The organism is Pseudomonas tensinigenes (genome assembly GCF_014268445.2).
GTDB lineage: Bacteria > Pseudomonadota > Gammaproteobacteria > Pseudomonadales > Pseudomonadaceae > Aquipseudomonas > Aquipseudomonas tensinigenes.
In genome coordinates this window covers 2,376,824-2,390,288 of sequence record NZ_CP077089.1, presented here as the reverse complement: position 1 = coordinate 2,390,288, position 13,465 = coordinate 2,376,824, and the positions used below count along the sequence as shown (strand labels likewise).

2 protein-coding genes (1 of these 2 only partly in view) are annotated in these 13,465 nt (G+C 62.8%); both read right to left on the bottom strand.

Features of this window, described 5'->3' with window-relative positions; translation table 11 throughout:
• Positions 1–1,145 carry the 5' portion of a non-ribosomal peptide synthase/polyketide synthase gene (locus HU718_RS10510; protein ID WP_186613653.1) on the bottom strand. Its footprint begins 12,382 nt before the window's first position, so only the first 1,145 of its 13,527 coding nucleotides appear in the window; its start codon is at positions 1,143–1,145; its stop codon lies off the left edge, out of view.
• A complete protein-coding gene (locus HU718_RS10505) occupies positions 1,145–13,465 on the bottom strand; it encodes a non-ribosomal peptide synthetase (RefSeq protein ID WP_186613655.1) in 12,321 nt (4,106 codons plus the stop codon). Before HU718_RS10505 ends, HU718_RS10510 begins: the two co-directional genes overlap by 1 nt.

Sequence of the window (13,465 nt, the reverse complement as noted above, 5' to 3'; positions counted from 1 at the left end):
TCGATCAACTGCTCGAACGGCAGATCCTGATGCGCCTGCGCGGCCATCGCCGCTTGCTTGACCTGCGCCAGCAGTTGGTTGAACGGCAGTTGACCATGCACTTCGGCATTGAGTACCTGGGTGTTGACGAAGAAGCCGATCAGGCCTTCAGTTTCGACCCGGTTGCGGTTGGCGGTCGGCACGCCGACGCGAATCTGCGCCTGACCGCTGTAGCGATGCAGCAAGGCCTGGAACGACGCCAGCAACACCATGAACAGGCTCGCGCCTTCGCGCTGGGCCAATTGCTTGAGCGCGTCGCCGAGGGCGACTGGCAGGTCCAGTTGCAGACGTGCACCGCGCAGGCTTTGCACCGCCGGACGCGGAAAATCGATCGGCAACTCCAGTACTGGCTGCTCGCCGTCCAGCGTCTTGATCCAGTAAGCCAGTTGCCGCTCGCGCTCACCCGCTTCCAGCCAGTGACGCTGCCAGATCGCGTAGTCGGCGTATTGCACCTCCAGTTCCGGCAATGCCAGTGGCTGCCCGGCGGTGTCGGCGGCGTAATGCTGGATCAGCTCGTTGACCAGCACTTTGATCGACCAGCCATCAGAGATGATGTGGTGCTGGATCAACACCAGCACATGGTCGTCATCAGCGACTTTGAGCAATGCCACGCGCAACAACGGGCCCTGTTGCAGATTGAACGGGCGCGCGGTTTCGCTTTCGACGAACGCCTTGATCGCCGCCTCTTCGCCAGCGCTATCGAGGCCTGCCGGCAGCGGCGCAAGGGTGATGCTCAGCGGCAACTGCGGGTGAATCACCTGACAGAAGGTTTCGCCGTGCTCGGCAAACGTGGTGCGCAGACTTTCGTGGCGCGCGGCCACGGCATTGAAGCTGCGCTCCAGCGCCGCCACGTCCAGCTGCCCCTTGAGGCGCAAGGCGCTGGGAATGTGATACGCGGTGCTGTGCGGGTCCATTTGCCAGAGGAACAGCTGACGTTCCTGAGCGTACGACAGAGGAATCGCTGCAAACCCGGAACGTGTTTCCGGGATCGGCAGGTTGGCCGGAGAGACGCCCTCTTCGAGCATCTTTTCCAGGTACAGCTTACGTTTGTCCAGCGGCAGAGTGATAAAGCGCTTGGCTACCCTCAAAGCAACACTCTTGTCCATCAGACTTCCTCCATATCGTCAAGCAGGGCTTCCAGCTTGCTCAGTTTCTGTTCGTTGATTGCCCCGCCTCCTGTATCGAGTCGAGCGACAAAGTCGCTCAGGACGGGGTGCTGGAATAACAGTTGCGGGGTCAGCGTCAGGCCCAGTTCAAGGGCCATGCGCGACACCACGTTGACCGCCAGCAGCGAGTGCCCGCCCAGTTCGAAGAAGTGATCGTTCAGACCGATGCGTTCAACCTCGAGCACTTGCTGCCAGATCGCCGCGACCTGCTGCTCAAGCTCACTCTGCGGCGCGACGTACGCGGCCTGCATCTGGCTGGCATCCACCGCAGGCAGGGCCTTGCGGTCGAGTTTGCCGTTGGGGGTCAGTGGCAACTGCTCAAGGAACAGCAGGTGCGCGGGAATCATGTAGTCAGGTAACGAAGACTTGAGGCCAGTCTTTAGTCCGTCGCGCAGTTGCCGCTGCGCTTCGCCGTCGTACAGATCCAGCTGCGCGGCGACCACATAGGCCACCAGCTGCGCACCGCCCTCGCCTTCAACGGCAAGCACCGCCGCTTCGGTGACGGCGGGTTGAGCGAGCAATCGCGCCTCGATCTCTCCAAGTTCGATGCGGAATCCACGAATTTTCACCTGATGGTCGATCCGGCCCATGTACTCCAGCTCGCCCTCTTCGCGCTCGCGAATCAGGTCGCCGGTGCGGTACATGCGCTCGCCATTGCCGACGAACGGGTTCGGCACGAAGCGCTCGGCAGTCATCGCCGCACGGCCCAGATAACCACGAGTGATACCGGCGCCGGACAGGCACAGCTCGGCGGAAATTCCTTGCGGCACCGCTTGCAGATCGGCGTCGAGCAAATGGCTGGCGCTGTGATCAAGAGCACGACCGATACGCGGCTGGCCACCGGCGGTGCGGCGAGTCCAGGTCGAATAGGTGGTGTCTTCCGACGGGCCGTACAGGTCGTAGACATGCTCGACTGTCGACTGCTGATACAACGCGTTGACAAGCCCTTGTTTGAGCGGCTCACCCGCCAGGTTGATGATGCGCACGCTCGCCGGAATCTGCCCGGCGCGTTGCAGCGCAGCGATCGCCGATGGCACGGTGTTGATCAGACGCACCTGATCGCGAGCCGGCAGGTTTGCCAGCTCCAAAGCATTGCGCGCGATGATCAGCGAACCGCCGTTGGCCAACGTGACAAACAGCTCCCACACCGACAGGTCGAAGCACACCGAAGTCGAGGCCAGCACGCCCTGGATGTCGTCGCGGCTGTAGACCTTGGCCGACCAGTCGATCAGGGCCATGACGTTGCGGTGAGCAATCGCCACGCCTTTCGGTTTGCCGGTGGAACCGGAGGTGTAGATGACGTAGGCGAGGTTGTCCGGCTGCACCGTGGTTTGAGGTGCAACCGTTGAATATCCGCTCAATGAAACCTGATCCATCAGCAGCACTTGCGTATCGCCCGGCACGCTCAGCGTCGCAGCGACCGCTAGCTCGGTGAGCAACACCCGCGCACGGCTGTCTTCGAGCATGTAGGCAACGCGATCGGCCGGATAATCCGGGTCCAGCGGCACATACGCGCCACCCGACTTGAGCACCGCCAACAGCGCAATCAGCAACTGCTCGGAACGCGGCATCGCCACGCCTACACGCACTTCAGGACCGACACCCAACTCGATCAACTTGTGCGCGAGACGGTTGGCCTGCGCGTCCAGTTCGGCGTAGTTCAGTCGCGTATCGGCGAAGGTCACCGCCAGCGCATCCGGGGTTGCTGCCACTTGGCGAGCGATGGCTTGATGAATGCACTGCTCGGCGACGAAATTGGTGTCGACGCTCGTAATGTGGTCGATCAGGTTCAACTCGCTCAACGAGTGCTCACCTGCTGCAGCCATCTGCGTCAGCAAACGCTGCAGACTCGCGCCCAACTGCGCCACGCTGGCCGGGGCGAAGCTGTCGCGCTGATAGCTGAAATGCACCGACAGTTGCGCGCCCATGCTCACCAGCAAAGTCAGCGGATAGTTGGTCTGTTCCTGATTGACCACTGCACCGAAACGCAAACCCTGCGGCGCGCCGCGCTCCAGCGCTTCGCCAATCGGGTAGTTTTCGAACACCATCAGGCTGTCGAACAGTGCGTCACCGCCCTGCCCGCCCCAGCGCTGAATGTCCGCCAGCGGTGTGTGTTCGAACTCGCGTGAAGCGAGGTTCTGCGCCTGCACGGCTTGCAGCCAACTGGCCAGACTCTGCTGCGCTTGCGGCGCGGCCACCACTGGCAAGGTGTTGATGAACAGCCCGATCTGCTCCTCGGCACCCGGCAGATCCGCCGGACGCCCGGCCACGGTCGCGCCGAACGCCACACAGTCCTTGCCGGTGTAACGCTGCAACAGCAACAGCCAAGCGGCTTGCACCAGCGTGTTGACGGTGACTTTCGAAGCGCGGGCAAATTCACCCAGACGCACGCTCAGTTCGGCGTCCAGCACTTGGTAATGGTCGCCATAACCGACACTCGGCAAAGCGTCGACTGGCCGTGCAATGGCATTGGCCAGACGCGTCGGCTCTTGCAGATTGCCCAGCGTTGCCAACCAGTAATTCTCGGCAGCCGCCGCATCCTGACGCTGCAGCCAGCCGATGTAGTCGCGATAGCGACCCGCCGGACGGGGCACCGCTTCGCCGCGATAATGTTGCAGCACTTCGCCGAGCAACTGCGCGCTGCTCCAGCCATCCATCAGGATGTGATGGTTGGTGTAGATCAGGTGATGACGATCAGTCGCGGTGCGCACCAGCACCAGACGCAGCAGCGGCGCACAGGTCAGGTCCAGGCCCAGTGCGCGCTCCTCGTCAGCGAGGGTTTGCAGCGCCGAATCCAGATTAGCCTTGCCGTTCCAGTCGAGCACGCTGAACGGCACCTCGACCTGGCGCTGCACCACTTGCACCGGTTGCGGCAAGTCGCCCAGCCAGAAGAACCCGCTGCGCAGAATATCGTGCGCATCCACCACCGCTTGCCAGGCCGCGCGGAAACGCTGCGGGTCGACGCCATCGACGTCGAGGCGCATCTGATTGATGTAGTCGCCATTACCGTGTTCGAGCAAGGTGTGGAACAGCATGCCCTGCTGCATCGGCGACAGCGGATAGATGTCATCGATGCCTTGCGGCTCCAGCACCAGCGCATCCAGTTGCGCCTGCGACAGTTGCGCCAGCGGGAAGTCCGACGGCGTCACGCCACGGTTGCCGGTGTCGCAGCAATGGCCGATCAGCGCGGTCAGCTCCTGCACGTAGTCATCGGCTAGACGCTGAATGGTCGCCGCGTCGAACATGGCGCCGCTGTAGGTCCAGCTCAGGTCCAGTTCTCCGCCGAAGACTTTGCCGTTCAGCGCCAGCGGGTTGCCCAGCGGACCTTGCATATTGACTTCGGCGCCGCCAGCTTCGCTGGTCGGTGCGAACAAGGCTTCATCGGCCGCATCGAAGCTGCCATCGAACTGGCCCAGATAGTTGAAGGTCAGGCGCGGTGCCGGCAAGGCCTGCAAGGTTTCGCGAGCCTGTTCATCACCCAGATGTGCCAGCGCACCGAAGCCGATGCCTTTGTGCGGAATCGCCCGCAGTTGCTCCTTGACCTGTTTCAGCGAAGCGCCCAGCTCAGCCACCGGCGACAGTCGCGCCGGGAACACACTGGTGAACCAACCGACGGTGCGGGTCAGGTCGATGTTGTCGAAGAGGTCTTCGCGACCGTGGCCCTCAAGCAAGACCAACGCGTTGTCAGCACCGGTCCAGCGCACCATCACTCGCGCCAGCGCCGCCAGTAGCAGATCGTTGACCTGCGTGCGATAGGCCTGCGGCGCATCCTGCAAGAGTTGACGGGTCAGGGCTTTGTCCAGTTTGCTGCGGATCGTCAGCGCCTGATCGTGTTGCTGCCCACCGTGCGGATGGTCGTAAGGCAAGTCAGCCGAAGCGCCTCGCAACTGGTGCTGCCAGAAGCTCAACTCAGTCTGCAACGCAGGGCTAGCCGCGTAGTCCTGCAAGGCTGCCGCCCAAGTTTTGACTGCACTGGTTTTCGCTGGCAATTGCACGGACGCACCCGCGCTGAGCTGGCGATAAGCGTTTTGCAGGTCTTCGAAGAGGATCCGCCACGACACGCCATCGACCACCAGGTGATGGACGATCAGCAACAGGCGTTGCGTACCGTCAGCCAGGTTCGCCAACACCGCGCGAATCAGCGAGCCACCGCTCAGTTGCAGGCTGCGCTGAGCCTTTTCACCCAAGGCCTCCAGCGCCGCAAGGTCAGCCACTTCGACTTGCCAGAGAATGGTCTCGCCGGCTTGCGTTGCAACGTCGCGGTATTGCGCGACCCAGCCGCCAGCCTGCTCGACAAAGTCCAGGCGCAAGCTGTCGTGATGCAGCACCAGCGCATCCAGCGCTTGTTCCAGCAGCTGCGGGTCCAGCGCCTGCGTTGGCTTGAGCATCACTGACTGGTTCCAGTGATGACGATCGGGAATCGCCTGCGCGAAGAATTCCTGATGAATCGGCAGCAACGCTGTGCTGCCCGTCACCGGTTGCTGATCGATCAATTGCAGCGCTTCGCCGGTCTGTGCCACAACGGCCAACGCCGCGATGGTCTGGTGCTGAAACAAGTCTTTCGGTGTAAAGCGAATCCCGGCCTGCCGCGCGCGGCTGACCACTTGAATCGAGATGATCGAGTCGCCGCCCAGTTCGAAGAAGTTGTCGCTGACGCCCACTTGCTCAAGCTTGAGCACGTCTTGCCAGATCGTAGCCAGTTGCTGTTCCAGCGCGGTTTGCGGTGCAACGTAAGTTTGCTGCAGTTGGCTGACGTCCGGTTTCGGCAGGTTCTTGCGATCCAGTTTGCCGTTCGGCGTCAGCGGCATGCGCTCCAGGCGCAAGACATACGCCGGCACCATGTGTGCCGGCAGCGTGGCCTTGAGTTGCGCACGCAGATCGTCGGTGAAGTCGGCACGGCTGGAATCGCCCACCACATACGCCACCAGACGCTTGCCACTGCCAGCGCTGCCTTCCTGCGCCACGACCACCGCTTCGCGCACGCCGTCGAGCGCTTGCAGGGCTGCTTCGACTTCGCCCAGCTCAATGCGGAAACCGCGAATCTTCACCTGATTATCGATGCGATCCAGGTAGTCGAAGGTACCATCGGCGCGCTGACGCACCAGGTCGCCAGTGCGATAGAGCAAGCCGCCCGCGGTGCTGAACGGGTCAGCGACAAAGCGCTCGGCGGTCAGCCCCGGACGATTCAGATAACCCCGCGCCAAGCCCGTGCCACCGAGATACAACTCACCGGCCATGCCTTGCGGCAGCAGGTTCAGATCGGCGTCGAGCACGTAGGCGCTGCGGTCACCGATACGGCTGCCGATTGGCGCATACGCAGCGCCACACGGCACTTCGCGCCCGGCCTTCCAGATCAGCGGCGTGACTACGGTTTCGGTCGGGCCGTAACCGTTGATGATGTAGTCCGGATCGAGCGCGCGTTTGACCCGCTCGAAACTGGCGCTCGGCACCGCATCACCGCCGAAGCAATAGATGCGCACTTTCGGTGGATTGCCGACGCGCTCGGCGTGTTCGGCCAGTTGTTGCAGGTACACCGGCGGGAACGCGACCACGGTCACGCCGTGTTCGATCATGGCGTTGTAGGTCTGCTCCGGCGTCCACAAGCTGTCGTCGCGAATCAGCAGCGACGCACCGTGAGTCAGGCTGGTCAGCCAGCGTTCGTGGGCACCGTCAAAGGCGAACGACATGAAATGGAATTCACAGTCACTGTCGCGCATTTCATAGCGTTGACCGATGGCCTGGCAATGCATGGCCAACGGACCGTGGGCGACGCTGACGCCTTTCGGATTGCCGGTGGAACCGGAGGTATAAATCACATAGGCGAGGTTGTGCGGATCGAGTTGCACCTGTGGTGCCTTGACCGGCAACTCGCGCAAATCGAGACGATCCAGCTCCAGCAGCGGCACCGATTCATCGACCGGTAATTGCGCCGACACCGACGAGTCGCTGATCAGAAGTGCCAGCCCGGAATCTTCGATCAGATAGGCCAGGCGTTCGCGCGGATAACTGGTGTCCAGCGGCACATAAGCGCCGCCGGCCTTGAGCACCGCCAACAGCGCGACGATCACCGACTCACTGCGCGGCAGGGCTACGCCGACGCGGGTTTCCGCGCCGACGCCACGGGCGATCAGCGCGTGTGCCAGTTGGTTGGCGCGCTGATCGATCTCACCGTAGCTGAAACGCTGACCGTTGAAGATCACCGCCGTGCGCTGCGGATTTTCCGCGGCCAGCGCGGCAATGCGCTGATGCACGCCGATGTCCACCGGGTACGGCTGCGGCTGGTTTTCGCCTTGCTGGCGCGCCTGCTCTTGAGCATCTGCCAAGGCGATTTCACCGAGGTTGCGTTCGGCGGACACGGCGAACTGCTCAAGCAATTGCAGCAGGTGCGCACTGATGCCGGCGATGACATCGCTGGCGAACTGGCCGCGATCAAAGCTGTAGTGCAACGCCAGTTGCTGGCCGAGCGTAACGGCCACGCTCAGCGCATAGTGCGTCTGCTCGAGGTTGCCAACATCACCGAATGTCAGCCCTTGCCCTGCCTGACTCAGCGCCTGGGCAATCGGGTAGTTTTCGAACACCAGAATGTTGTCGAACAGCGCTTCACCGCCCTGCCCGGCCCAACGCTGGATGTCCGCCAATGGCGTGTGTTCGAAGTCGCGCAGGCTGAGGTTTTGCGCCTGTACCGCTTGCAGCCAGCTGCCAACGCTTTGATCCGGACGCGGCGCGCCGATCACCGGCAAGGTGTTGATGAACAGACCGACCTGTTGCTCGATGCCCGGCAGATCCGCTGGACGCCCGGCCACGGTCGCACCGAACGCCACAGCTTCGTGACCCGTGTAGCGTTGCAGCAACAGCAGCCACGCCGCTTGCACCAAGGTATTGACGGTGACTTTTTGCTGGCGGGCAAAGGTTTCCAGTGCGTGAGTGCGCTGCACGTCCAGGGTCAGGTAGTGATCGCCATGGCCGCTGAGGTTTTCGCCGCCGGTGGCTGCGCGCGCCAGTCGCGTCGGCTCTTGCAACGCGGCCAATTGACCGCTCCAGAATGCCTGACTCAGTTGACCATCCTGGCGTTGCAGCCACGCGATGTAGTCGCGATAACGCCCGCCGCCATTCGCCGGCGTGCGCCCGCTATAGCGCTGCAAGACTTCGCCGAGCAACTGCGAATTGCTCCAGCCGTCCATGAGGATGTGGTGATGGGTGTAAATCAGGTGCCACTGCTCGGCTCCGGTTTGCACCAGCAGCAGTCGCAGCAATGGTGCACTGCTCAGATCGAAACCTTGCTGACGCTCGGCATCGGCCAACGCCGCGAGCGCTGCGGGCTGATCGTCGCGATCGCGCCAGTCCAGCGTGCTGAACGGCAGTTGCACTTGCTTGTGGACGATCTGCAGGGGCTGCGCCAGTTCACCCTGCCAGACGAAACCGCTGCGCAGAATGTCCTGCGCATCGACGGTGGCCTGCCACGCAGCGCGGAACCGCTCGGGATCGAGACCTTGTACATCAACGCGCAACTGGTTGATGTACTCACCCGCCGCTTGTTCGTAGAGGGTATGGAACAGCAAGCCTTGCTGCATCGGCGACAGAGGATAGACATCGTCGAGTTGACCCGCTGGCACCGGCAACGCATCCAGTTGTGCCTGGGTCACGCGCGCCAGCGGGAAGTCCGATGGCGTCGCTTGTGCGGCTTGCAACGTGCAGCAATGCTCGATCAGCGCGTGCAGTTCGATGGCGTACTGATCCACCAGTTTCTGCACGGTCGCGCTGTCGAACATCTCGCGGCTGAAACCCCAGCTCATCGCCAGTTCACCGCCATACACCTGACCTTCCACGGTCAGCCAGTTGGCCAGAGGTGCCGCCGGATCCTGCGCGACACCGCTGGTTTCGGCGGACGGTACGAACAGCGCGGCTTCGTCGAACTGACGATCAAACTGACCGAGGTAGTTGAAGGTAATCCGTGGCGGCGCCAACTCCGCCAGTTCGGCGCGCACCGCCGGTGCCGCCAGATAACGCAGCACGCCGTAGCCCAGACCTTTGTCCGGCACGGCGCGCAACTGCTCCTTGATCGCCTTGATCGACCCGTCGAGATCGTCGCTAGCCGTCAGCTTGACCGCGAACAGACTGGTGAACCAGCCCACAGTGCGGGTCAGGTCGATGTCGTCGAACAGGTCTTCGCGGCCATGCCCTTCCAGTTCGATCAACGTGCCCGGCTGCTGGCTCCAGCGGCTGATGGTGCGCGCCAATGCAGTGAGCAGCAGATCATTGACCTGCGTGCGATACGCGGCCGGTGCCTGTTGCAGCAACTGTCGGGTGCGCTCGGCGTCGAGGCGCCATTCGATTTTCTCGCCGTGCAGGTTTTGCAGGCTGCCATCGGGACGTTCGCACGGCAGGTCCGTCGCGCCCTGATGCTGGGCTTTCCAGTAACCCAGTTGTTCATCGAAGCGTAAAGCGGCGCTTTCGAGACGCGCCGTCCAGCTCTGGAAGGCATTGGTCTTGGCCGGCAACTGAATGCCGCCGCCCGCCGCCAGTTGCTCGTAAGCCTGCTGCAGATCTTCCAGCAGCACCCGCCAGGAAACACCGTCCACCGCCAAGTGGTGAATGATCAACGCCAGGCGCTGCGTGCCATCGGCCAGCGTCACCAGCAGTGCACGCAGCAGCGGACCGTTCCGCAGGTCGAGGCTGCGCTGGGCATCGTTGCACAGCGCCTGCAATTGTTCAGCGGACTCGGCGTCACGCAGCCACAGCTCAGCACTGTCGACCAGCGGGCCGTGGCTTTGCTGCCAGCCGTCGACGCTTTCGACAAAGCGCAGGCGCAAGGCGTCGTGATGATTGATCACCTGCGTCAGCGCGGCATCAAGCCACTGCGCATTCAAGGTGTCGCGCGGCGTCAGCAGCAGCGACTGATTCCAGTGTTCACGCAGCGGCATCGCGCGACTGAAGAAATGCTGCTGGATCGGCCCGAGTACGGCAGCGCCAGTCACCGGTCCTTGATCTACCGAGGTCTGATTATCCAGCGTGGCAACCAGCGCAAGGCTGCGCACGGTCTGGTACTGGAACAGGTCGCGCGGGCTAAGACGAATCCCGGCCTGTCGCGCACGGCTGACCACTTGAATCGAAATGATCGAGTCACCGCCCAGTTCGAAAAAGTTGTCCTCCAGACCCACGCGCTCAAGTCCCAGCACGTCTTGCCAAATCGCCGCCAGGGCTTTTTGCAGCGCATCCTGCGGCGCGACGAACGCCTGTTGCGGCGCGGCGTCGGGTTGCGGCAAGGCTTTGCGATCAAGTTTGCCGTTGGCGGTGACCGGCAGTTTGTCCAGCGTCATCAGGTAGGTCGGCACCATGAATTCCGGCAGGCTGCCGAGCAGCCACGCCTTGACGTCCTGCTGCCATTGTTCGTCAGGGTGAGCGTTTTCCAGCACCAGATAGCCGACCAGATGCTTGCCGCCCTGCACCAGCACCACTGCTTCACGCACCAGCGGATGCTGCATCAGACGCGTTTCGATTTCACCCAGCTCGATGCGCAGACCGCGCAGTTTCACTTGATGGTCGAGACGACCGAGGTATTCGATCACGCCGTCGGCACGCTGGCGCACACGGTCACCGGTGCGGTACAGGCGCGCGCCGTCGTGGAACGGGCACGGCACAAAACGCTCGGCGGTCAGCGCCGGACGCTGGTGATAACTGCGCGCCAGCCCGGCGCCGCCGAGGTACAGTTCGCCGGCCACGCCACTCGGCACCGGCAACAACTCGGCATCGAGGACGTGGGTGCGCAGGTTGGCGATCGGCCGGCCGATCGGCACGCTGTCGGCGCCTTCGTCAACACACGTCCAGTGGGTCACGTCGATGGCCGCTTCGGTCGGGCCGTAGAGGTTGTAGAGGCCGGCGTTCGGCAGTTTGGCGAAGACTTGCAGTTGCGCGTCCAGCGGCAGCGCTTCACCGCTGCAGACGATGCGCTTGAGGCCCACGCAGCTTTCAACGCCCGCCTCGTGAATGAACGCCTGCAACATCGACGGCACAAAGTGCAGCGTGCTGATGCCGTGGCGATTGATGATGTCGATCAGTTGCAGCGGATCGCGGTGCGCACCTGGCGCAGCAACCACCAGACGCGCGCCGGTCAGCAGCGGCCAGAAGAACTCCCAGACCGACACGTCGAAACTGAACGGGGTTTTCTGCAACACCGAATCACTGGCGTCGAGGCCGTAGGCTTCTTGCATCCAGTACAAACGGTTGACCAGCGCGGCGTGGCTGTTGCCGGCGCCTTTCGGTTTACCGGTAGAGCCCGAGGTGTAAATCACATAGGCCAGGTTCAGCGGATCGACGCTGACGTCCGGGCGGCTGTCGCTGTAGCCGTCGAGCAGGCCCGGCTGATCCAGCGTGATGACCTGCACGCCGTCAGTCGGCAGCGATGCCCGCAAAGCATCCTGAGTCAGCAGCAAGGTGATGCCGCTGTCCTCGATCATGTAGGCCAGACGTTCCTGCGGGTACTCCGGATCCAGTGGCACATAAGCGCCGCCAGCCTTGAGAATCGCCAGCAGCGCGACAACCATTTCCACCGAACGCAGGGCGCACACACCGACCAGACTGTCGGCCCGCACGCCTTGCTCACGCAGCAAATGCGCGAGGCGGTTGGCGCGGGCATCCAGTTCGGCGTAGCTCAGGGTCTGCTCACCAAACAGCAGCGCAGGCGCATTCGGCGTGCGCGCGACCTGCGCTTCGATCAGTTGGTGGATTGGTGTTTCGGTCGGATAAACCGCGTGAGCGTTGTTCCAGTCGTGCACCAGCGTGTGCTGTTCCTCGGCTTCCAGCAGCGGCAATTCGCCGACGCGTTGCGACGGATCGACGACCATGGCGGTGAGCAGACGCAACCAGTGGCGCGCCATACGCTCGATGGTCGAAGCCTCGAACAAGTCGCTGGCGTACGTCAGCGCCGCGTGCAACTTGCCGCCCTTCTCATAGGTATCGAGGGTCAGGTCGAACTGGGTGGTGCGGCTCTGCCAGTCGAGGCTGTCGAGCACCAGGCCGGACGCCGTGCTGAGGCTGGCAATATCGGCCACTTGCGGCTGGTGGTTGTACATCACCTGAAACAGTGGCGTGTGACTGAGGCTGCGCTCCAGTTTCAGTGCTTCAACCAGTTGCTCGAACGGCAGATCCTGATGCGCCTGAGCGCCGAGCGCGGTTTCCTTGATCGCGCGCAGCAGATCGTCGACCCGCGTCTGACCGTCCAGCTGGGTGCGCAGCACCTGAGTGTTGACGAAGAAGCCGATCAGCCCTTCGATTTCGCCACGGTTACGGTTGGCAATCGGCACGCCGACACGCATGTCGGTCTGACCGGTATAGCGATGCAGCAATGCGTTGAAGGCACCGAGCAACAACATGAATAAAGTGACCTGATGCTGTTGCGCGGTGTTGCGCAGCTGCTCGGCCAGTTGCTCATCAATGGCGAATTCGTAACGGGTACCGCGATAGCTCGGCATCGCCGGACGCGAATGATCCAGCGGCAGTTCCAGTACCGGGTGTTCGTCGCCCAGTTGTGCTTGCCAGTAATCGAGTTGCCGCGCCTGCTCGCCCGCCTCCAGCCAGCGGCGCTGCCACAAGGCGTAGTCGCTGTACTGGATCGGCAACGCGGCCAGTTGCGGCTGCTGGCCGGCATCGAACGCGTCGTAGCAACGAATGAATTCGTCGATCAGCACGTTCATCGACCAGCCATCGGAGACGATGTGGTGCAGGGTCAGCAGCAGAACATGTTCCTGCTCGGCGAGCTTGAGCAAGGTCACCCGCAGCAACGGGCCGACGGCCAGATCGAACGGCAATACCGATTGCTGTTCGGCGGCCTGCACCACGGCCTGTTCACGCTCACTGGCTGGCAGCGCGCTGAAATCTTCATGGCTGATCATCAGCGGCGCCGTGGCCGGCACCTGCAACAGGCTGTCGTCAGCCTGGCGCTGGAACACCGTGCGCAGGGTTTCGTGACGCTCGACCAGGCTGGCGAAGGCTTGCTCCAGCGCGCCGAGGTTCAGGCGACCGCTCAGGCGCACCGCGCCCGGCAGGTTATAGGCGCCGCTGTGCGGATCGAGTTGCCAGAGAAACCACATGCGTTGCTGCGCGTAGGACAGCGCTTGGCGATCCTCCGCCTCGATCCCGGCCGGAATCGGAAACCGGGCGAAATCCACGCCCTCCTTTTGCAGGGCCGCGAGGAACATCTGGCGCTTTTCCAGGGGCAACCCGATAAACCGGCGAGCAAGTTTCAAGGAGTCTTCAGCATTCAT

Bases quoted from the DNA above. Each gene is read 5' to 3' on its own strand.
- HU718_RS10505 (WP_186613655.1), bottom strand. From the start codon at position 13,465: ATGAATGCTGAAGACTCCTTGAAACTTGCTCGCCGGTTTATCGGGTTG.